The organism is Pontibacterium sp. (assembly GCF_964228735.1).
In the GTDB taxonomy this organism is placed as follows: Bacteria; Pseudomonadota; Gammaproteobacteria; order Pseudomonadales; family Balneatricaceae; genus Pontibacterium.
In genome coordinates this window covers 52171-73545 of sequence record NZ_CAXRBQ010000158.1, presented here as the reverse complement: position 1 = coordinate 73545, position 21375 = coordinate 52171, and the positions used below count along the sequence as shown (strand labels likewise).

The following is a 21375-nucleotide window of genomic DNA, read 5'->3' as shown; positions in this document are numbered from 1 at the left end:
ATTACCGTTGGGTACCCGCCGGGCTCATTCAGCTTTGGGGCTTTTTATCGGCGTGGTTGCGACTTTCTCAAGTAGGGATTTATCGCAGAATGCTGGAGGTCAGAGTTGATTGAGGGTGGAGGCCAGAGTTGGCGCAATCGCATCATCCAGCTTCAGGCTCAGCAGGTCGTCAGCGCGGGTTTTACCCTGATTGAGGGCACAGATCGGAATGTCCCATTCGTGGGCGCGGCGGCAGAAACGAAAGCCGGAATACACCATCAGGGAGGAGCCGATCACCAGCAGCCCGTCGGATTGCTGAAGTTTATCCAGGGCGCTCAGTACCCGTTCCTTTGGGACGTTATCACCAAAAAACACCACATCGGGTTTGAGGATGCCGCCACAGCTTTGACAGTCGGGAACGTGAAATTGGCTAAAGTCGACATTCTCCAGGTCCGCGTCACCATCCGGTGCGGCCGTAGCTGTCAGATTGGTGAAGTAGGGATTTGCCAGGGCAGAGCGCTGGTGGATCTCATCGCGGGGGGATAGTTGGCCACAGCCCATACAGCGTACCTGATCGGAGCGGCCATGCAGATCGATCACCTGCTGGCTACCGGCACTTTGGTGTAGGCGGTCAACGTTTTGGGTGACGAGCTGGTGGATATTACCGCGCTGTTCCAACTGCACCAGGGCATGGTGTGCACTGCCGGGCTGGGCATCACGAATCACCGGCCAGCCGATCAGGCTGCGCGCCCAGTAGCGCTGGCGTACGGCGTAATCGTCCATAAACGCCTTGTGCTGCACCGGTTGTTTACGCTTCCAGTTGCCCTCTTTATCGCGGTAGTCCGGGATACCGGAGTCCGTGCTGATACCGGCACCGGTGAGTATGAACAGGCGTGGGTGCTGTTCGATAAACTGGGCGAGTGAGGTGGGGCGCTTGATGCTGTTCATGGCGTCCATGATAACCAGCCGGGGATCAGCTGTCAGGCAAAAGGTCCTGGATATCGTACAGCTGCAGATTCCGTAGTGGATTGAACAGCAGCATAAACGGCGCTGTTGTTGAGTTACCACCGTTGCAGGCAAACCCCTGTAACTGCGTAGGCAGCTCCAGGTTGCTGCTGTTGAGCAGCTCGCACAGTTGGTTGAGGCTTGTGGCTGTGTTGCTGACTTCGATCGCCAGATGCTGGCACAGGTCCTGCCATTGCTGTTTATTGAGGACTAAGAGGCAAAGACTGTCGCTGAGTTGAGCGCAGATATCAAAACGGCCCGCTTGTGCCTGAAGTGCTTTGGGATTCTTGGTCCAGATACTCGCTGCGTTGCTGTATACGCCGCGGTGGTAGAGAAAAAGAGGGGGCTCCAGTTGCAAGAACTGCTTCTGCGCTGCGGCTTCTTCCAGTGCCTGCAGTAGCCAGGCAAGCATTTCTGATGTGCTAAGCATATTGCCATAAGTGTTGTTATGCCTACTCCAAGCATAGTTCAGGGAGTTGCTGGGCCGGATTGTGCCGGGCACAAAAAAACCGCGCCGGGGCGCGGTTTTGGGAGGATTTGGCGATTAAACGCCGAACTCTTTATGCTCCGAATTTGGCTTTTGCTTCCAGACGGCGACGGTGCAGAACCGGCTCAGTGTAACCGCTTGGCTGTGCACAGCCGTCGAATACCAGCTCGCATGCAGCCTGGAAGGCTACGCTGCCATCGAAGTCTGCGGCCATCGGACGGTACAGGGCATCACCTTCGTTCTGACGGTCTACCACAGAAGCCATGCGCTGCATGGTTTCCATCACCTGCTCCTTAGAGCAGATGCCGTGGTGCAGCCAGTTGGCGATGTGCTGGCTGGAGATACGCAGCGTCGCACGGTCTTCCATCAGGCCTACATCGTTGATGTCAGGCACTTTGGAGCAACCTACGCCCTGGTCGACCCAGCGCACAACGTAACCCAGGATACCCTGTGCGTTGTTGTCCAGTTCGTTCTGAATCTCTTCGGCAGTCCAGCTTGGGTTTGGCTCAACCGGGATGGTCAGGATGTCATCCAGAGATGCACGGTCGCGGGACTTGATCTCACCCTGACGGGCAAATACGTCTACCTTGTGGTAGTGCAGGGCGTGCAGGGTCGCGGCAGTCGGAGACGGAACCCATGCGGTGTTGGCACCGGACATCGGGTGGCCGATCTTCGCTTCCAGCATGTTCGCCATCTGATCCGGAATCGGCCACATACCTTTACCGATCTGGGCACGACCGCTCAGACCACAGGCCAGACCGTTGTCCACGTTCCAGTTCTCGTATGCTGCGATCCAGGCAGACGCTTTCATGTCGCCTTTGCGGATCATCGGACCTGCTTCCATGGAGGTGTGGATCTCGTCACCGGTACGATCAAGGAAGCCGGTGTTGATGAATACCACGCGCTGTTTAGCCGCGCGGATACACTCTTTCAGGTTTACGGTGGTGCGACGCTCTTCGTCCATGATGCCCAGCTTCACGGTGAAGCGTTCCAGGCCCAGGCCGTCTTCGACGCGACCGAACAGTTCGTTGGCGAACGCCACTTCCTCCGGACCGTGCATCTTCGGCTTAACGATGTACACAGAACCGGTGGTGGTGTTGCTGAACTTGCCGTTGCCCTTCAGGTCGTGGATGGAGATCAGCGTGGTTACCAGCGCATCCATGATGCCTTCCGGTACTTCGTTGCCGTCTTTGTCCAAGATCGCCGGGTTGGTCATCAGGTGGCCAACGTTACGTACGAACATCAGGCTGCGACCTTTCAGTGCGAGGTCGGAACCGTCCAGCGCAGTAAATTCACGGTCGCCGTTGATGGTACGGGTGAAGCTCTTGCCGCCCTTGGAGACTTCTTCGCTCAGGGTGCCTTTGATCAGGCCCAGCCAGTTGCGGTACGCCAGCACTTTGTCTGGGGCGTCTACCGCAGCCACGGAGTCTTCGCAGTCCATGATGGTGGTCAGCGCGGATTCCATCTGGATATCTTTCACGCCCGCAGCGTCGTCTTTACCGATCTGGCTGTCGCGATCGATCTGCAGTTCGAAGTGCAGGCCGTTGTTCTTGAACAGGATGGAGGTTGGAGACGCTTCATTGCCGGTGTAACCGACCAGCTTGTCGCTGTCAGCCAGGGTGGTTTCACCGCCGTCGCGCATGGCAACAACCAGTGCGCCATTTTTGACGCTGTAACCCGCGGAATCCTTGTGGGAACCGTTGGCCAGCGGCGCCGCTTCGTCGAGGAAGTTGCGCGCGAATTCAATTACCTTGGCACCACGGGCTGGGTTGTAACCGCCGGTTTTCTCTGCGCCGCCCTCTTCGGAGACCGCATCGGTGCCGTACAGGGCGTCATACAGGCTGCCCCAGCGCGCGTTTGCTGCGTTCAGCGCAAAACGTGCATTCATCACTGGTACTACCAGCTGTGGACCGGCCATGGTAGCCATTTCCGGGTCAACGTTGCTGGTTTCTGCAGTGAAGTCCGGACCTTCCGGCAGCAGGTAGCCGATCTCGGTCAGGAATGCTTTGTAAGCTTCCAGATCAAACGCCTGGCCTTTGCGTTCTTTGTGCCAGCTGTCGATCTGTGCCTGGATATCGTCACGTTTCGCCAGCAGCTCACGGTTGCGTGGTGCCAGGTCGTGAACGATCGCATCGAATGCCGCCCAGTACTGGTCTGCATCCACGCCGGTTTCAGGCAGTGCTTCGTTGTTGATGAAGTTGTATAGATCCTCTGCGACCTGAAGGCCGCCGGTCTGTACCCTTTGACTCATAATGTATTGCCTCAATTGTATATGTATCGGTCCCGGAGCGAGGCAGCCGTGAACCGTATTGTGTGTATTATTTGCTCAGTGAGCATTGTGCATTGCAACAGTAACGGAAAAATGCCGCGATGTCGCCCCTTTCCCATCTAAAGTATGAGAAAGATTGAAGTTTAGTCGTACCCGGCTACATGCCCGATGTGGCGGGCTTGTCAGCCTAGTCCAGGTGTTTACGTATATAGTCTGGCAGAGGTACGGAGCGGCCGCTGTTATGGTCCATCCATACCACCTTGGAGTAGCCTTCGCTGACCGGAGTTTCCGGATCGCTCTCGGAAAACAGCTGATAGTAGGTCATAAAGCTGGAACGGCCCGGGTCCGCGACATAGCAGTCGATGCGCAGGGTATCTGGGTAGGTGACCGGTTTTAGGAAGGTGCAGCCCACATTGATCACTACCGGGTCGATGCCATTGCCGTCCATCTTGGCGCCCAGTTCCGCCAGCAGCTGTACACGGGCTTCCTCCAGATAACGCATATACAGGGCGTTATTCACATGGCCGTAGGCGTCCATATCACCCCAGCGCACCGGAATCCGGCAGCTGTAGATCTTGTTCCCATGAATCTCTGACATCGCGGTGCTCCGTGGATCACTGTTAACTCTGAGGCTTCAACATACGTGCTTTTGCAGCGCGGTGGAATGTGCCAAACGTAAGGTGGACTAGACTGATGGAAGGTGTTGCGTTCAGGGAGGTATCTCAATGTTTAACAGGGAACATTTTATCCGTCAGCTGCTGCCATGGGAGATGGCGGCAGAACATCCGGTGTCCCACGACCTTCTCCTGACCTATCTGCGTCAATATCAGCAGCAGGACCTGCTCGCCCACACCCATCACCGAATCGGTCGGGTAGCGATGCCCGGCTATGATTTCTGTTTGCAGCACTATCGACCCTTATCGGGTGCACTGGCAACTGCTGTTGTGTGCCACGGTTACATGGATCACATGGGGCTGTATGGCCATCTGGTCAGACACTTGGTGGATCAACACGTGGAGGTGTATATCTTTGACCTGGCCGGGCATGGGCTGTCCGGGGGGGAACCTCTAGCGGTGGACAACTTTGATGTCTATGCCCATCAGCTGGATGCAGTGCTGCAGCGTCTGCCGGAGTCTGACTTACCGCTGATCCTGATCGGGCAGAGTACCGGTGCGGCGGTGATCAGCGCCCATGAGTGGTTGATCGGGAATCAGCGTATAGTCGATCAGCGTATTTTTCTGGCACCGTTGGTTCGGCCTGCCCTGTGGCGTGCGATCCGGCGTCAGTTTCATATGCTTAAGCATTTCCTTAATCAGGTACCACGCCGTTATACCGCCAACTCCCACGACGCCGCCTTCCTGCGCTTTCTGCGTAAAACTGATCCGATGCAGCATGGCGAAATACCGCTGAGCTGGATCGCTGCAATGCAAAGCTGGGCGGATTTCATTGAAAATGCGGAGCCCCGCTTGGGGGCTGTGACCTGTATTCAGGGGATGAGTGACGGCACGGTGGACTGGCACCACAACCTGCGGGTGTTGATGCGGGCTTATCCACAGCTGAAGGTAGAGCTGATCGAAGGTGCACGTCACCACTTGGTAAATGAAAGTCCGAAATATCGGAATCAGGCATTTGCGGTGATTGACCAGGTACTGTCAGGCTTGCTGGAAAGTCCGGCCGAGGTATCGGGGTAGGGCGGATCACTGTTCTCTGACGCAGGCGAGTTTCTTTTTAATTGCCGTTTCTATTTATAAGTATCGGGGCAGATGTTGCCTGATTTCGTCAGTGGCCAGACCTGCCAGGTTTTTATCGATCTCTGCAGTTACCAGACGGCGCAGCTGGCTAGGCATTTTCCGACGGAGGGTACCGAGAAATCCCGGATCGCTGACAACATACAGCTTTCTGAGTCCTTGCTGCTGAGCATCGGCGAGTTTATCGCTGATCTCGCGGGCAAAGTGAATTGCCTCCTGATTGCGCGCTTCGTTCTCTTTGGTCATAGGGTGGCGCCCCATTCCGGCGACACCGGAACTCTTACCGGGAGAATCGCTGATCAGTTCGCGTTCACGCATCCTGCTTTGCTGATGGATCAGGTCTTCTTCCTCGATCAAAGGACTGGTCGGGCCATCCACGGAAAAGAAGCGAGCATGGCCTTTATCGGCCACGAGTACCCAAGTGTTGTTCATAACAAACCTCCTGCTATGACGGGGAGGGTTAATCACGGAGTTTCAGCAACGGACTTGTCGGGTCCGAACTGAGCGTCCAACTGGGCGTCGGAGAACAGTGAATGCCTGTGAAAAGTATAGTCGTGCGGGAAGGAGGAAGCATGAGCAGCCCGGGAGGGCTGCTCATTGAGGTGCGGGATCAGAACAGGCGACGTACGCGGATGGTACCTTCAACCTCTCGGATCTTATCGATCGCGATCTGGGAGCGTTCAGCTTCCACGTCGATTACAACATAACCCACCTTGTCGTTGGTCTGCAGGTACTGACCAGAGATGTTGATGTTGTTCTCGGAGAAGATGGTGTTGATCGCAGTCAGTACGCCCGGTACGTTGCGGTGAACGTGCAGCAAACGGTGCGCGTTTGCGTGTTCCGGCAGCGCTACTTCCGGGAAGTTCACGGAAGTGATGGAGGTACCGTTGTCGCTGTACTTGGCCAGCTTTTCAGCCACTTCGTAACCGATGTTTTCCTGTGCTTCCATAGTGGAACCACCCACGTGTGGGGTCAGGATCACGTTGTCGAATTCACGCAGAGGAGAGATGAACTCATCCTTGTTGGTGCGTGGCTCAACCGGGAATACGTCAACCGCAGCACCTAGCAGGCGACCGGAAGCCAGCGCGCCACACAGGGCGTCGATGTCTACGACGGTGCCGCGAGCGGCGTTCAGGAAGATAGAACCCTCTTTCATCTGAGAGAACTCTTCTTCGCCCATCAGGTCCTTGGTGGATGCTGTTTCTGGAACGTGCAGAGAGATCACGTCACACATGTTCAGCAGCTCCTGCATGGACGCTACCTGAGATGCGTTACCCAGAGGCAGTTTGGTAACAACATCGTAGAAGAAAACTTCCATACCCAGAGATTCAGCCAGAACACTCAACTGGGAACCGATGCTGCCGTAACCCACGATGCCCAGCTTTTTGCCACGGATTTCGTAGGATTTTACAGCGGATTTCTGCCACTCACCACGGTGCGCTTTAGCGTTCTTCTCGGCAACGCCACGCAGCAGCAGGATCGCTTCTGCCAGTACCAGCTCAGCTACGGAACGGGTGTTGGAGTATGGGGCATTAAATACTGCTACACCGCGCTCTGTGGCTGCGGCCAGGTTCACCTGGTTGGTGCCAATGCAGAAACAACCCACAGCAACCAGTTTTTCGGCTGCGTCGAATACTTTTTCTGTCAGCTGACTGCGGGAACGAATACCGATGAAGTGAACGTCTTTGATCTTTTCGATCAGTTCTTCTTCAGGCAGGGCGCCTTTCAGGTATTCAATGTTGCTGTAGCCTTGCGCGTTGAGGGTATCAACGGCAGACTGGTGCACACCTTCCAGCAGCAGAATTTTAATCTTGCTCTTTTCAAGAGAAGTAATTGGGCTCATCTTCTGCTTACTCTCGTATGTGGGCGGAGTGGCTGTAGTGCTTCGTCCGCCGGGGTCAATCGGCCTAAAAAATCAGGACAGCAATATTAGCACAGCGTCACATGAAAAGGTCGCGGCTAAGTCTGGATTTGCCGGAAAAATATTCAAGATAATGTGAGATAAGCTACAGGAAATCCTGAATTGCAGAGAAGAAGCAGGGAAGGAATTGGTTTAAATAGTAATCAGGCCAGCGTGAAACTGGCCTGACAGCGGTGATCAAAGAGTGTCCGATCAGCCGTAGAAGCACAGGTAAGCAGTCGCCTGCTCAACCTTCAGCTGGAAGCTCTGGTTAGCCGCGACTTTAAATTCAGTACCGGTTGGGTACGCTTTGAATTCCTCTTCGCCTGGCAGCTTAACGATCAGCTCGCCGGAAACCACTTTCATCAGTTCGTTTTCGCTGGTGCCAAACTCGTATTCGCCCGGTGCCATCACACCAGCAGTTACGCGACCTTCGTTGTTTTCAAAACCGATCGATTTGACGTTGCCGTCGAAGTATTCGTTTACGTTCATTTCTTCCGTCCTCTAATAATGCTGGCCAGCATAATAGAGCGGCTACCGGCTCTGTTCCAGCAGAAAATCGACGAAGGCCTGGTTGGCGCGGGAGAGGTAGCCGTCCCGGCGCCAGGCGATGGAGAGGTCTAGCCAGACCGGATCACTGAAGGGAAGGCCGATCAGTTCCGGGTCCTCCTCGATCACCATGCCCAGCAGGGTGCTGATACCAAAGCCCTGTTTCACAATCGCCTTGATCAGTGGAATCAGGTTGGTTTCAAAGCTGATGTTGGGATCGCGTCCGGCGGTGGCTGCCATACGGTCAACGATTTTGCGGTGGAAATAACCCTCTTTGAACATCACCAACTCTTCATTAAAAAAGTCGTCGAAACTAACGCTCTCTTGGGTCGCCAATGGATGATCGCGGGCTACAGTTACCAACATCTGTTCGCGCAGGAAGGTGATCGCCTGCAATTCCTCGGGGAGAAACTCTGCCACGATGATCGCCAGGTCCAGTTCGCCGCGTTCCAGCATCTGTTGCAGCTGCCAGGTGCCACCTTCGATCACGGCCAGGTCCAGATCCGGGTAACGGTGGCGGAACGCCATTAGGATCGGCGGGAAATGGTAGGACCCCAGCATGCTGGGAATGCCAATACGGACCTCGCCTTTGGTCAGGCCCTTAAGCTCTTCCATTTCCAAGCGGGCATCGTCGATCGCCTGCAGGATGCGGCGGCTGTGTTGCAGCAATACCTTGCCTTCGTCGGTCAGGCTGATTTGGCGTTCGTGGCGGTGGAAGAGGGTGAGGTCCAGTTCCGCCTCCAGTTTCTTGATGGCCATGCTGATGGCCGGTTGCGCCACATGCAGCCGTTCCGCCGCTTTGGTAAAGCTGTTGGCCTCGGCGATCGCCTGAAAGTAGCGCAGTGGTTTGATATCCATGGTTGATCAATAAAAATTATCTGAATGATAAGAAGTATATATTTTTATGATCATTAGGGGGCTGCTAATCTTCCCGCCAGAACCTGGGAGGATATATGTCACAGCGAAACGACACCGCGATTGAAAGCGGCAGTGGCTTGTTCTGGCGCGCGACGCTGGCCCTGTGTGTGGGGTCCTATATCATTTTTGCCAACCTCTACCTGACCCAGCCGCTGTTGCCAATGCTGGCGCAGGAGTTCGAGGTGAATGCGCTGGAAGCGGGTTGGAGTTTTACCGTTTCTACGCTGACACTGGGGCTGTCGTTGCTCGTGTATGGGCCGTTGTCGGATGCGATTGGTCGGCGTGGCTTGATGATCCTCAGTATTGGCGGCACTGCTCTGATCACCCTGCTGCTCTCCCAAACCCATGATTACTCTACGTTGCTTATATTGCGGGGCCTGCAAGGCTTTCTGATGGGTGGCCTGCCAGCGATTGCAATTGCCTACATGGGTGACGAATACAGCAAAAAGGCACTGTTAATCGCGGTGGGTGTGTATATCAGCGGTAATACGCTGGGGGGCATCAGCGGTCGCCTGATCGGTGGCTTTGTCGGTGACTGGCTGGGCTGGTCGGCGGCATTTGAAGTGATGACGTTGCTGAGTGTGCTGGGCTTGTTGGTGTTTGCGCTGTTGCTGCCGCCTTCGCGCCGCTTTAAAGCCCAGTCGCTGCACCCGCTGGCGATGGGGCGTGACCTGCTGGGGCATCTACGCAATCCCCTGTTGCTGGCGGCGTACCTGATCGGCGGCTTTAACTTCTTTATCTTTATCAACCAGTACAGCTACATCACCTTTGTGCTTGCGGATGCGCCTTATAATCTTCCCGCATCCCTATTGGGTATGCTGTTCCTCACCTACCTGAGTGGCACGCTGGGCTCTGCATTTTCCGGCAAAATCGCTCAGTACCTGCCGCAACCGCTGGTCATTGCACTGGGCATTGGTGTGCTGATCTGCGGTTCACTGGTGACCCTGCTACCTAGTCTGGTGGGAATTATTTTCGGTTTCCTGCTGAACAGTTTTGGATTCTTCCTCGCGCACTCCTCGGCCAGCGGTTGGGTCAGTCGCGCCGCCCCCCATGCTCGGGCCAGCGCAAACTCACTGTATCTGGTGTTCTACTACCTGGGCGCCAGCTGTGGTGGTTTTTATCTGGATCCGTTCTGGCAGTGGGCCGGCTGGTCCGGGGTGGTGACCGGATCGGTTTTCGTCTTGGGGATAACTTTAAGCCTGTCTCTTTGGTTGCTGCTGCAGGATAAGCGTCATTTGCAGGCGCACCCTGCTTAACCCCCCTTAATCTGATCCCTGGCCTGTTGCGTTGTATCGCACGGGCCTTTTTGCGTTTCCGACTTTTCCACAACCGTGCTGCAAGCTAAGATGGCGCAGCAGCTGAACAGAGAGCGGAGGTACCATGCAGTACACACACCGATTTAAGGACAACAGCGAAACCAACCTGCCCTTGGGCAAGGTGGTTTGTGTAGGGCGCAACTATGCCGACCATGCCGCTGAACTCAACAACCCGATTCCCACTGAACCGATGCTGTTTATCAAGCCGGCCAGCAGCGTGGTGCCGATGGAACAACCGTTTGCCGTACCGCAGGGGCTGGGCTCTGTGCACTTTGAAACCGAGATGTCGATCCTGATCGGTGAACGTCTGCAGCATGCCGATCTGAGCGCCGCCAAGGCGGCCATTGCGGGTGTAGGTCTGGGTTTGGATCTGACTTTACGCGATGTGCAGGACAAGCTGAAAGCAAAAGGCCATCCGTGGGAAAAGGCGAAGGCGTTCGACGGTGCCTGTCCGCTGTCGGTGTTTGTAAAACCGGATCAGGTGGCTGATCTGCAGGACCAGCAGATCCGTTTGCGGGTCAACGGAGAGCTGCGTCAGGATGGCAATAGCAGCCATATGCTGAACCAGGTGCTGCCGCTGATCAGTTATATCAGCGCTTACTTTACCCTGGAGCCGGGTGATGTGGTGCTGACCGGTACCCCTGCTGGCGTTGGACCGGTACAACCGGGTGATCAGCTACAGGTGGAGCTGGTGGATCTGCTGACGGTGGAGACGGCAGCGAAGTAATTTACTGCGCCCAGGAGGGCCGGTGACGGGACAAACGTGAGGAAACGTATTCAATGTTGTGGGTAAAAACCTTTCATATTCTGGCGATGACCAGCTGGATGGCCGGAATCTTCTATCTGCCACGCATCTTTGTGCACTATGTAGAAGGCCGTGAGGCCGGTCAGGATGTGGCGCGTCTGGAGATCATGGCGCGCAAGCTGTTCGGTTTTATGACCATCATGGCGCTGTTTACCCTGGGATTGGGTTTCTGGTTGTGGCTGGGGTACGGCTTCAGCGGTGCCTGGTTGCACGCCAAGCTCACGTTTGTGGGGTTGCTGATCGGTTACCACTACTGGTGCAAGCTCTACCTGAACAAGATGCAGGCTGGCACACTGGATCGCAGCGGGCGTTACTTCCGCCTCTTTAATGAGCTGCCGCTGCTGATCTTTATCCCGATCCTGATCTTTGTTGTGGTCAAGCCGTTCTAAGCTGGCTATGACCACTCCATCTGTTAAACCCGGCTGGCGGCGCTTGGCGTTGATGCTGGCCGGGATGTCTCCCTGTGCTGCGGAACGCATGATCGAACAGATCCGCGACGATGATCCGGCGTTGGCCGACTGGCTATCGACGCAACGGCTCTCCTTCCAACAGATTCTCAAACTGCCACAAACACAGCTGGCGCTGCTGATTGGGCAACTGACCGACAGCGATCTGCTGCTGGCGATGCGCGGACTCTCTAGTGTGGATAAGCAGGTTCTATTGGCAGGTGTTTCCAAGCGTCGGGCGCAGATATTGCTGGATGAGCTACAAGCGATGGCACCGGTACCAAAGCGGGAGGTCGAGGATGCGCAGGCGCGTATTGTGGCGGTTGCCCGTGAGCTGGAGTCAGAGGGGCGGCTCACCTTCAGCGATGAGCCAATGATCAGCTGATCATCAATTAAGCGTGCAGTTTGTGTTGCAGCTGCTGGATACGGGCTTCGAGTCGGTCGACAGAATCACGTACCTGATCCACGTTACGCAGGAAGTTATCCACTTCCGGGCGGGTTGGCAGCATACGCGCTTCTTCGGTCAGGTACTCTTCCAGATTGTGGATAAAGCTGCTGCCGGTGCGTTTGGTGCTGTCGACCTTCCAGTTAAAGAAAGTTGCCAACTGATGGGCGGGCAGATCGCCCACGATATCACCCAGGGCGCCTTCCCAGTCGATGCGGGTATCCGCCATGATCTCCTGAAAACGGGTCGCCAGACCGCTGTCACCCGTCACTGTGATGCCCTTGCCAAACATCGCATCCGCCGCATCTTTGCTGGTCAGCAGCTTGATGAAATCGGCCGGGCTACCGCTCAGCACCACATCCGCATCATCCTCGATATGGGATTGCAGCTGCAAACCGGTGGCGTTGGGCAGAATATAGATACAGATTGCAGGCAGGCTGAGTTCGATGGCGATCACCTTACCGCTGAGGCGCTCCAGATGCCTAAGCGTAACCGGGTCTCGCTGCAGCAGGGTATTCACGGCTTCTTCAGCAACGGTGAAGGCAGTAGCGTTGAGCAGCTCGATCATTAGCCTGGGTCCTTATTTTGATCTTAAAGGGAGTGATCTTTAAGGTTTGATGCCGGTGTGCAGGGCAACGATGCCGCCGGTCATGTTCTGGTACTTACAGTTGGTCAGGCCAGCGTCTTCCATCATGCCTTTCAGGGTGTCCTGATCCGGGTGCATGCGGATCGATTCCGCTAGGTATTTGTAGCTCTCGGCATCACCTGCGATCAACTGGCCCATCTGCGGCAGGATGTTGAAGGAGTAGAAGTCGTACAGCTTGGTCAGTACCGGGTTATCGGTTTTGGAGAACTCCAGCACCATCAGTTTGCCGCCCGGCTTCAGTACGCGTGCCATGGATGCCAGCGCCTGATCCTTGTAGGTCACGTTACGCAGACCAAAGGCGATGGTGATCACATCAAAGGTGTTGTCCGGGAACGGCAGGGACTGAGCATTAGCCTGTACAAACTCCACGTTGCCGGTTACGCCGCGGTCGTACAAACGATCGCGACCCACTTTCAGCATGGAGTCGTTGATATCCGCCAGAACTACTTTGCCGGTTGGGCCGACCAAGCGAGAGAAACGCATGGTCAGGTCACCGGTACCCCCCGCGATATCCAGCACGGTACCACCGGCACGCACGCCGCTCTGCTCGATGGTGAGACGTTTCCAGATGCGGTGGATACCACCGGACATCAGGTCGTTCATCACATCGTACTTGGACGCCACGCTGTGGAAAACGTCCGCTACTTTCTTCTGCTTGTCGTTTACATCAACGGTTTCGTAGCCGAAGTGGGTGGTCTGGTCTTTATTCTGATCAGTCATGATTCTGGAGATCGCTTAACGATAAAATTGCACGCATTGTACCGGCACCTGCGGGGTTTGTCCCGAACCGACGTCAAGTCGCTGCTCAGCCCCGGGCGATCAGGCCGTCATTGCGGCTTTCACCGGCGTCCTGCAGCTTCTGCAGGTAGGTTTGCCAATACTGGTCGTGGTTCTGGCACAGGTCGCGCAGGTAGTCCCAGGTATACAAACCGCTGTCGTGGCCGTCATCAAAGATGATCTTGATCGCATAGTTGCCTGATGGCTGCACACCCTTGATACCCACGAACTGCTTGCCGGTCTGCAATACCGCATTGCCGATGCCGTGGCCGCGCACTTCCGCAGACGGGGAGTGTACGCGCAAGAATTCGGCGGTCAGTTCGTAAGCGCCGTCCGGGTAGACCAGCTCCAAGGTGCGGGACTTCTTGTGCAAACGGATGTCTGAAGGAAGCGTGTGGCTCATGTTGGTTACCTTGTTGTTGGGGCATGAAAAACAAACGGGCGTATCTCTGGATGCAGAACTGTATTCCGCACCTAAAGTATACGCCCGTTGAGTGGTTTGGATCTGCCGTTACAGGATGTAGTGGCTCAGGTCTTCGTCCTGACTCAGTTCATCCAGGTATTTGTTTACAAACGGCTTATCCACAGTGATGGTCTGACCGTTCAGGTCGGCGGCGTTGAAGGACAGTTCCTCCAGCAGGCGTTCCATCATGGTGTGCAGACGACGGGCACCGATGTTCTCGGTTGACTCGTTCACCTGGAATGCCAGTTCGGCAATACGCTCGATCCCCTCTTCGGTAAACTCCAGGTTCACACCCTCGGTCTTCAGCAACGCCTGGTACTGTTCGGTCAGGGAGGCATTCGGTTCGGTCAGGATGCGACGGAAGTCTTCCGGTGTCAGGGCGTTCAGCTCTACACGGATCGGCAGACGGCCCTGCAGCTCCGGAATCAAGTCGGACGGACGCGCCAGATGGAATGCACCAGACGCGATAAACAGGATGTGGTCGGTTTTCACCATACCGTACTTGGTGCTGACGGTGCAGCCTTCGATCAGCGGCAACAGGTCACGCTGCACACCTTCACGGGACACGTCGCCACCGGTGTTTTCGGTACGTTTGCAGACTTTGTCGATCTCATCCAGGAACACGATACCGTTCTGCTCAACCGCTTCCACGGCTTTCTGCTTTAGGTCGTCTTCTTTGATCATACTGGCCGCTTCTTCGTCGGTCAGCAGCTTAAAGGCGTCTTTTACCTTCAGACGACGGCTTTGCTTACGCTGGTTGCCCATACCGGCAAACATGTTTTGCAGCTGGCTGGTCATCTCTTCCATGCCGGGAGGTGCCATGATCTCAACACCCATCTGCGGCTCAGCTACTTCGATTTCGATCTCTTTGTCATCCAACTGACCTTCACGCAGTTTCTTGCGGAAGATCTGGCGAGTGGCGCTGTCGGTGCGGGATGGTTCTGCCGGTTCGTTGCTGAAACCCATGCTGGTTTCACGAGCCGGAGGCAGCAGGGCGTCCAGAATACGCTCTTCTGCGGCCTCCTCGGCGCGGAAGCGGACCTTCTCCATCTCGGTTTCGCGAAGCATCTTGATCGCCATGTCGACCAAGTCGCGGATGATGGTTTCCACATCACGGCCTACGTAGCCCACCTCGGTGAACTTGGTCGCTTCAACTTTGATGAACGGTGCGTTGGCCAGTTTCGCCAGACGGCGGGCGATCTCGGTTTTACCGACACCGGTCGGGCCGATCATCAGAATGTTTTTTGGGGTTACTTCAACACGCAGCTCTTCGTTCAGCTGCATGCGGCGCCAGCGGTTGCGCAGGGCGTTGGCAACGGAACGTTTAGCGTCATCCTGGCCGACAATGTGGCGATCCAGTTCGTGGACGATTTCGCGAGGGGTCATATCAGACATTCAAAACTCCCGTTGGAATCAGGCTACTGAATCCAGCTCTTCGATGGTCAGGTTGTCGTTGGTGAATACACAGATGCTAGCGGCGATATTCAGGCTTTTCTCTACGATATCACGGGCGCCAAGCTCGGTGTTGTCGTTCAGGGCGCGGGCTGCGGCGAGGGCGAAGTTGCCGCCGGAACCGATGGCGATCACGCCGTCTTCCGGCTCAATCACGTCGCCGTTACCGGAGATCAGGTAGGTTTTTTCGCTGTTTGCCACCAGCATCAGTGCTTCCAGACGGCGCAGTACACGGTCGCTGCGCCATTCGCGCGCCAGGTGGATCACGGCATTCACGATGTTGCCCTGATGTTTGTCCAGCTGCTGTTCAAACAGGTCTCGCAGGGTGATGGCGTCGGCAGTAGAGCCGGCAAAACCGGTTACCACGTCGTGTTTTGGCAGGCGATTTACTTTCTTGGCACTGCCTTTCATTACGGTGTTGCCCAGGGATACCTGACCATCACCGCCGACAACAACTTTGTCACCGCGGCGTACTGAAACAATGGTAGTCATTAAGCGCTGAACCTTTTGGTTAATGTTCGAATTAAGGAAGGTGCGAGTACGTCCTGTGACTGCTCTGCAAGTCCTTAAGCCTGTAGATGCTAGGCGCAGTTTGCAGTTAATGGCCGTAGCCCTTGGCAAAAACTGCAACACCGCAGATGCAGGCTTAAGGGCTTGCCCTTTGGGGCTTTCGGGAAGATACACACTCGGTGTCAGCGCTTTTTGCAAGGTTCCAACATTACTGCAAAACGCTTCCTTGATTGTGAACCTTCCCGAAAGCCAGAGCCAAACAGGACGTGTTCGCACCTTCCCTAAGATATGGATGCGCTTGGGACTTTTTCAAGGGGTACCCTGCACGCTTTGTTGCATGCAGGGTATTTTGCAGCCGGTGCGATCAGTTGGCCTTGATCTTGAGGGGGAAGATATTCTGCTTGGCCAGCTTGTTGGTGGCAGCACTCAACTCGGTGCGGTTCTTAAACGGCCCGGTGCGTACGCGGTACCAGATACCGTTGCCGCTGGTGGTCTTTTCGCTCCGTACATTGGGCAGACCCAACAGAATCAGCTGGGCGCGCATGCGGTCGGCATCCTGCGCACTGCGGAACGAACCCGCCTGCAGCAGATATTGTTGCTGTGCCACGGCCGTTTTTGGCGTGGATTTGTACACCGTAGGATCGGAGGTGGTTACCTCGCTCTTCGGCAGCATTTCGTAAAATTCGAAACGCTTCTCGTCTTTGGCGGTTTGCTGTGGCTGTGGAGCCGGTTTGGATTTCTCCTGAACTTTGGCAGCAGGTTTCGCCTCGGTTTTCGGTTTGGGTGTCGGCTTGCTGACCGTGGTCACCGTGCCGCTGCCTGGTTTTACCTGTACCAGGCTGTAGAGCAGGTAGCCGAGTGCCCCGGTCATCAAAACGGTGACCAGCAGCAGCTTGATTGGAAACGGCTTCTTCGCCTTGACCGGTGCCTTCTTACGCGGCGGTGCCGGTTTCTTTGCGGTATTGCGGGTGGCTGTTTTCCCGTTGCGTTTTTTGGACGCGTAATCTTTGCGTGCAGCCATGGGTTATACCTGCTCCAATGCAGTGTGGATAAGCGGGTGCAGGGGTGCGGTCGCTGTGTTCATTGGGCGTCAGGATACCGGGTTGTTTGTTACGGGAACATCCTGCATACAGCGGAGGCAGCCGGAAGGTGCGTTGCGTATGCGGAGTGTGTAAAGCGGACTCATTATCCCCGGATCGATGGGAATTGTTAAGCCCCTGAGGAGGGGCGGGAGTGGTTGTTGCCAACCACTCCCGCAGGTGTTTGATTCAGACGGAGAAACGCCCCAGCAGTTGCTGCTGTTGCTGGGCGAAGTTGAGCAGTTCGCTGCTGCCGCTGGCGGCTTTATCCGCACCCTGGGCGGTTTCTGCGGCGGCGGTGTTGATCTCGGTGAGAGTCTGGCTCACTTCCTCGACGGCGGAGGTTTGTTGCTGTGCCGCTTCGGCGATCTGGGTATTCAGTTCGCGGATGTAGGCGATGGCATTGTTCATCGCATCCAGCGCTTCCTGCGAAGTGTTAGCGTGTTCCACACACTTCTGGGCCTGTGAATAACTGTCGTTCATCACATGGACCACGCGACCGATGCTGGACTGCATGTTGTCCACCATGGTCTGAATCTCCTGAACGGAGTTCTGGGTGCGGCTGGCCAGTTCGCGCACCTCGTCGGCTACCACGGCAAAACCACGGCCATGCTCACCGGCACGGGCGGCTTCGATCGCTGCGTTCAGTGCCAGCAGGTTGGTGCGTTCGGCGATGTTCTCGATGGTGGTCAGGATCGATTCGATCTCATTGCTGAAACCGGCCAGTTCGTTGCTGGCGCTCTTAGCCTGATCAATCCCTTTTGCCTGGGTTTCGATACTGGTGAGTGTGTTGGAGACCTGCAGATTCACGTTCTTGGTCAGGTCTTCACACTGGCGCACGGCTTCCAGGGTGGTGTTGCTGTGACCGGCGACTTCGGAAACACTGCTTTCCAGCTGAGTGGCTGCCGCCGCCGTCAGATCCAGCTGGGAACTCTGGCTATTCATGGAAGCGGTAGTCTGCTGGCTGATGGTCGCGTTCTGCTGGGCCACATCCGACAGACGTTTGGAGCCGGTGGAGATCTGTTCGAGGATCTCTTTCAGACCCAGGGTTACTGCGTTCAGCGAGGTGCCCAGATCACCAAATTCATCCTTACGCTCCTGATCAAAGCTAACGCGCAGGTCACCCTGCTGCAGCTGTGCCAGGCGGGTGCGGATCTCGTCCAGTGGGCGGCGCAGGGTGTTGATGGTAAACAGGGCGACCATTACCGCAACCACAATGGAGCCGGCCATCAGACCCAGAATCAGCGTGCGGCTGAAGGCGATGGTTTCGTTGGCATCGCTACGTGCGGCTTCGGCGCGGCTGCGAGCGTTCTGGATAAAGCTATCCACGGCGCCGCGGGTCTCGTTGATCAGTGCCGCAGTACGTACCAGATCCTGATCCAGGCGTTTGCCCACGGCTACACGACCGCGGTAGAAGGCCACCAGGCCGCTGTCGCCGTAGAGGTTTTTGTCCAGGTCATCCACCAGCGTCTGTACCTGGCTGGCTTTCTGTTCCTTAGCGACAAACTTCTCATGAGATTTGATCAGGTCACCCTTGGTGCCTTCCAGATCGGTGTTCAGCGCTGGCAGGTCGCGGGTGCGCTGATAGTTGATCAGCTGGAATTTATGGGCACTCAGCGCACGGGTCATCATACGTGCCTGGATCATGCCGTCGAAGTTATCGCTACGGCTTAGGTAACGCTGGGTCCACGAGGTCAGCGCATCGCTCAGACCCTGAAACTTGATCTGGGCTTCGACGATGCGGCGGTCGAGGATAAGGCGCTCTTTCTGCTCTTTGATTACGCTGCTCGCAACTTGGGAGAACTCCTGGCTCAGACTTTCAATCTGCTCGAAGGAGCTGCGCAGTTCCGGATCCTGTTCGATCATCGGGCGCATCTGCTGCAGGTCTTCGTTGAAGCGGGTCATCTGCGCTTCGAACACCTTGCGTTGCTGGTTCAACTGCTTCGCGCTCTGCTGGGCGAGGGCGTTGTACAGCGCCTGGTTGGCTTCCTGCAGGTTGACCATCTGCTCAAAGCTGGCCGACAACGTTGGCAGTGCCTCGTCCGTGACGTTGTATAGACGTTCATAGATGTTGTTGTTGCTCAGTAGCCCGCCACTGCCAACAACGGCGATAAACAGCACCATTACGGCGAAACCCAGAGCGATCTTCTGGGTAATACTCAGCCTCATAGTCTTCCTCGTCATTTTATTATTCTACTTTTGGGTAGAGCCAAGCATAGTTACAGTTTTGAAAAAATGTAAACTAAAGCGTTAAGGACTTACCCCTATCTATGCTCTATCGGTCAATAGGCTGAAAGGTTTAGCGGTCGGCTGATTAAAAAGTATCAACCGGGTCAACGTCGATCGACCAACGTACCTGACGGGCTTCTTTGGAGAGTTCCAGATAGTAGGTCAGGCTATCCAGCAACTGGTGCAAATGACGGCGATTGTCGCCCTGAACCAGCAGTTGCGCCCGATGCATACCTGCCCGCTTCTCCATCGGTGACGGGAACGGTCCCAGCCAGCGCACACCTGCTGGCAGCAGGATGTCACTCTCCAGCTGTTCGCGAATGGCGCGCAAAAATGCTTCGGCACGGCCGTTGCCGTTCGCCTCTGCGCGTACTAACGCGTAGTGGGTGAATGGCGGCAGCTGGGCCTGCTGGCGTTGAATCAACTCCTGCTGGGCAAAGGCGTAATAACCCACCTGAACCAGGTGTTGCAGGGTCGGGTGGTCGGCATGGTGGGTTTGCATGATCACTGTGCCGGGGTGATTCGCCCGACCTGCGCGGCCGGCCACCTGCAGAATCAACTGCGCGGTGCGCTCCATCCCCCTGAAGTCTGCACTAAACAGGCCGCTGTCTGCATTCAAAATTGCGACAAGGGTTACTTTGGGGAAGTGGTGCCCCTTGGCGAGCATCTGGGTGCCGACCAGAATACAGGGCTCGCCGGTGTGGATCTGTTGCATCATCTGCGCCATGGCGTCCTTGCGCTGGGTGGTATCGCGGTCGATACGCAGCACGGGCACGTCTGGGAACAGTTTCTGCAGCGTGTCTTCGGTACGTTCAGTACCCGCACCTACCGGCTTGAGCTGATCGCTGCCGCAGTTGCCACAGCGGGCCGGGATCGGTGTCTGCTTGTCGCAATGGTGACAGTGCAAGTGGGGTGGCGAGCGGTGCAGGGTCATATGCGCATCGCAGCGGTTGCAGTCGGCGATCCAGCCGCAGTCGTGACAGCTCAGCGCGGGGGAAAAACCACGCCGGTTGATAAACACCAGCACTTGGGTGCCCTGTTCCAGGGTATGGCGAATACGTTGCACCAGAGGTGTGGATAATCCCGCCTGTAGTGGAATATTGCGTGTGTCTAGTAGCTCGAACGTCGGTGCCTTGGCATTGCCCGCACGTTGGGTGACACGCATCCATTGATAGCGACCCTGTTGGGCGTTGTGCAGTGTCTCCAAGGATGGCGTGGCGCTGCCCAGTACTACAGCTACATCTTCCTTCTGGGCACGGAAGACGGCCAGATCGCGTGCTGAGTAGCGATAGCCGTCCTGCTGCTTGAAGGATGGGTCGTGCTCTTCGTCGACAATGATGATGCCTGGGTCCTTCATCGGCGTGAAAATCGCCGAGCGGGTGCCGATGATGATACGGGCTTCACCTTCACGGGCATCCAGCCAGGCATCGAGTCGCTGGCGGTCGGTCATATTGGAGTGCAGGGCAACCACCGGCACGTTAAAGCGCTGCTTAAAGCGGGTCACCGTCTGTGGGGTCAGGCCGATCTCGGGCACCAAGACCAACGCCTGTTTGCCCATCCCCAGCTGGCGCTCAATCGCCTGCAGGTAGATCTCGGTTTTTCCGGAGCCGGTGATGCCTTCCAGCAGGATCGGTGCGAAGCCGGAGCTGTCGTTGATCTCATCCAGTGCGCCCTGCTGCTGTTCGTTCAGGGTAAGTGGTGCTTCGTGCAGCAGGTCTTTGGTGCGTTCTGCATTCGCCCGGTGAGGGTGGTGGATAAACCGCTCGGCCAGCCCTTTCTCTTCCAGCGGGCGCAAATATTCCGTCTTATAACCTTCGGCACGGATCGCATCGTTGCTGATGCCGTGGGGATGTTTGATCAGCAACGCTAACAGTGCCTGTTGTTTCTTGGCACGGGAGCCGGCGTCCTCGGGAACCACGCCTTCGCAGGCCCGCCACAGGTGTTCATGCAGGTATTCACAGGCGTTGCCCTTACGCAGCATCACCGGCAGGGCTTGAGCCAGGGCATCGCCAATCGGGTGTTGATAATAGCTGGCCGCCCAGCGCGCCAGATCAAACAGGTGCTGTGGCAAAGGTGGGGTTTGATCGAGCAGCTCCAGTGCCGCCTTGAGTTTGTGTTCCGGAAACTCGGAGTGATCACTCACCTCGATCAACAGGCCAACCAACTGGCGGTTGCCAAACGGTACCCGTAAACGCACACCGGGCTTTAAAAACGTGCAGTCGATACCGGCCGGTGGCAGGTAATCGAACAGGCGGCGCATAGGGGTTGGCAGGGCAAGTCTGAGAACGACCATTGGATCAGTTTTCCCGGTAATGGAGGCGCTGGAATAGACGGCTTAGTCTAGGGGCTTTT

At 56.2% G+C, this 21375-nt stretch carries 21 protein-coding genes; 5 read left to right on the top strand and 16 right to left on the bottom strand.

Annotated elements, in window-relative coordinates; genetic code table 11:
- Positions 1-99: 99 nt before the first annotated feature.
- The 4 genes from ACEQ15_RS17600 to ACEQ15_RS17585 form a co-directional block, all read right to left on the bottom strand.
- Positions 100-936 carry an NAD-dependent protein deacetylase gene (locus ACEQ15_RS17600; protein WP_370280561.1) on the bottom strand — a complete coding sequence of 279 codons (837 nt, stop codon included), beginning with the start codon at positions 934-936 and terminating at the stop codon, positions 100-102.
- A gap of 16 nt (positions 937-952) precedes the next feature.
- Positions 953-1396, bottom strand: a complete 444-nt coding sequence (locus tag ACEQ15_RS17595) for a hypothetical protein (RefSeq protein WP_370280560.1) — start codon at positions 1394-1396, stop codon at positions 953-955.
- 148 nt (positions 1397-1544) lie between these two features.
- Positions 1545-3722 carry a malate synthase G gene (locus ACEQ15_RS17590; RefSeq protein ID WP_370280559.1) on the bottom strand — a complete coding sequence of 726 codons (2178 nt, stop codon included), beginning with the start codon at positions 3720-3722 and terminating at the stop codon, positions 1545-1547.
- A 205-nt stretch (positions 3723-3927) separates the two neighbouring features.
- Complete coding sequence (locus ACEQ15_RS17585; RefSeq protein ID WP_370280558.1) at positions 3928-4338, bottom strand: acyl-CoA thioesterase; 411 nt, start codon at positions 4336-4338, stop codon at positions 3928-3930.
- A 127-nt stretch (positions 4339-4465) separates the two neighbouring features.
- Here ACEQ15_RS17585 and ACEQ15_RS17580 point away from each other — a divergent pair, with 127 nt between their 5' ends.
- Positions 4466-5431, top strand: coding sequence for an alpha/beta hydrolase (locus tag ACEQ15_RS17580; RefSeq protein WP_370280557.1), 966 nt, complete (start codon positions 4466-4468; stop codon positions 5429-5431).
- A gap of 54 nt (positions 5432-5485) precedes the next feature.
- Here ACEQ15_RS17580 and ACEQ15_RS17575 read toward each other — a convergent pair whose 3' ends face one another.
- The 4 genes from ACEQ15_RS17575 to ACEQ15_RS17560 all read right to left on the bottom strand — a co-directional run bounded on the left by ACEQ15_RS17575 (position 5486) and on the right by ACEQ15_RS17560 (position 8795).
- On the bottom strand, positions 5486-5920 hold the full coding sequence (locus ACEQ15_RS17575) for a host attachment protein (RefSeq protein WP_282352711.1): 435 nt from the start codon (positions 5918-5920) through the stop codon (positions 5486-5488).
- A gap of 178 nt (positions 5921-6098) precedes the next feature.
- Positions 6099-7331, bottom strand: a complete 1233-nt coding sequence (serA, locus tag ACEQ15_RS17570) for a phosphoglycerate dehydrogenase (RefSeq protein ID WP_370280556.1) — start codon at positions 7329-7331, stop codon at positions 6099-6101.
- A 270-nt stretch (positions 7332-7601) separates the two neighbouring features.
- The gene (locus ACEQ15_RS17565; protein WP_370280555.1) at positions 7602-7880 is read right to left on the bottom strand and encodes a pyrimidine/purine nucleoside phosphorylase; all 279 of its coding nucleotides are present in this window, start codon (positions 7878-7880) and stop codon (positions 7602-7604) included.
- 42 nt (positions 7881-7922) lie between these two features.
- Positions 7923-8795 (bottom strand): LysR family transcriptional regulator, encoded by an 873-nt coding sequence (locus ACEQ15_RS17560; protein ID WP_370280554.1) that lies wholly within the window; start codon positions 8793-8795, stop codon positions 7923-7925.
- A gap of 95 nt (positions 8796-8890) precedes the next feature.
- Between ACEQ15_RS17560 and ACEQ15_RS17555 the strand changes: the two genes are divergently transcribed.
- From ACEQ15_RS17555 to ACEQ15_RS17540, 4 genes are all read left to right on the top strand, one after another.
- Positions 8891-10111, top strand: a complete 1221-nt coding sequence (locus ACEQ15_RS17555; protein WP_370280552.1) for an MFS transporter — start codon at positions 8891-8893, stop codon at positions 10109-10111.
- Positions 10112-10235: 124 nt separating this feature from the next.
- Positions 10236-10898 carry a fumarylacetoacetate hydrolase family protein gene (locus tag ACEQ15_RS17550; protein ID WP_370280551.1) on the top strand — a complete coding sequence of 221 codons (663 nt, stop codon included), beginning with the start codon at positions 10236-10238 and terminating at the stop codon, positions 10896-10898.
- 53 nt (positions 10899-10951) lie between these two features.
- The gene (locus ACEQ15_RS17545) at positions 10952-11365 is read left to right on the top strand and encodes a CopD family protein (protein WP_370280550.1); all 414 of its coding nucleotides are present in this window, start codon (positions 10952-10954) and stop codon (positions 11363-11365) included.
- 7 nt (positions 11366-11372) lie between these two features.
- Positions 11373-11807 carry a FliG C-terminal domain-containing protein gene (locus ACEQ15_RS17540; RefSeq protein WP_370280549.1) on the top strand — a complete coding sequence of 145 codons (435 nt, stop codon included), beginning with the start codon at positions 11373-11375 and terminating at the stop codon, positions 11805-11807.
- A 7-nt stretch (positions 11808-11814) separates the two neighbouring features.
- Here the strand turns inward: ACEQ15_RS17540 and ACEQ15_RS17535 are convergent, their stop codons facing one another.
- The 8 genes from ACEQ15_RS17535 to ACEQ15_RS17500 all read right to left on the bottom strand — a co-directional run bounded on the left by ACEQ15_RS17535 (position 11815) and on the right by ACEQ15_RS17500 (position 21316).
- Positions 11815-12435 carry an SCP2 domain-containing protein gene (locus tag ACEQ15_RS17535; protein WP_370280548.1) on the bottom strand — a complete coding sequence of 207 codons (621 nt, stop codon included), beginning with the start codon at positions 12433-12435 and terminating at the stop codon, positions 11815-11817.
- A 39-nt stretch (positions 12436-12474) separates the two neighbouring features.
- On the bottom strand, positions 12475-13233 hold the full coding sequence (ubiE, locus tag ACEQ15_RS17530; protein ID WP_282352721.1) for a bifunctional demethylmenaquinone methyltransferase/2-methoxy-6-polyprenyl-1,4-benzoquinol methylase UbiE: 759 nt from the start codon (positions 13231-13233) through the stop codon (positions 12475-12477).
- A gap of 85 nt (positions 13234-13318) precedes the next feature.
- Complete coding sequence (locus ACEQ15_RS17525) at positions 13319-13693, bottom strand: gamma-butyrobetaine hydroxylase-like domain-containing protein (RefSeq protein WP_370280546.1); 375 nt, start codon at positions 13691-13693, stop codon at positions 13319-13321.
- Positions 13694-13801: 108 nt separating this feature from the next.
- A complete protein-coding gene (hslU, locus tag ACEQ15_RS17520; RefSeq protein ID WP_370280545.1) occupies positions 13802-15148 on the bottom strand; it encodes an ATP-dependent protease ATPase subunit HslU in 1347 nt (448 codons plus the stop codon).
- An 18-nt stretch (positions 15149-15166) separates the two neighbouring features.
- Complete coding sequence (gene hslV / locus ACEQ15_RS17515) at positions 15167-15697, bottom strand: ATP-dependent protease subunit HslV (RefSeq protein WP_370280544.1); 531 nt, start codon at positions 15695-15697, stop codon at positions 15167-15169.
- A 382-nt stretch (positions 15698-16079) separates the two neighbouring features.
- Positions 16080-16736 (bottom strand): SPOR domain-containing protein, encoded by a 657-nt coding sequence (locus tag ACEQ15_RS17510; protein ID WP_370280543.1) that lies wholly within the window; start codon positions 16734-16736, stop codon positions 16080-16082.
- Between the two features lie 247 nt (positions 16737-16983).
- Positions 16984-18963, bottom strand: a complete 1980-nt coding sequence (locus tag ACEQ15_RS17505; RefSeq protein ID WP_370280542.1) for a methyl-accepting chemotaxis protein — start codon at positions 18961-18963, stop codon at positions 16984-16986.
- 145 nt (positions 18964-19108) lie between these two features.
- Positions 19109-21316, bottom strand: a complete 2208-nt coding sequence (locus ACEQ15_RS17500) for a primosomal protein N' (RefSeq protein ID WP_370280541.1) — start codon at positions 21314-21316, stop codon at positions 19109-19111.
- Positions 21317-21375 lie beyond the last annotated feature (59 nt).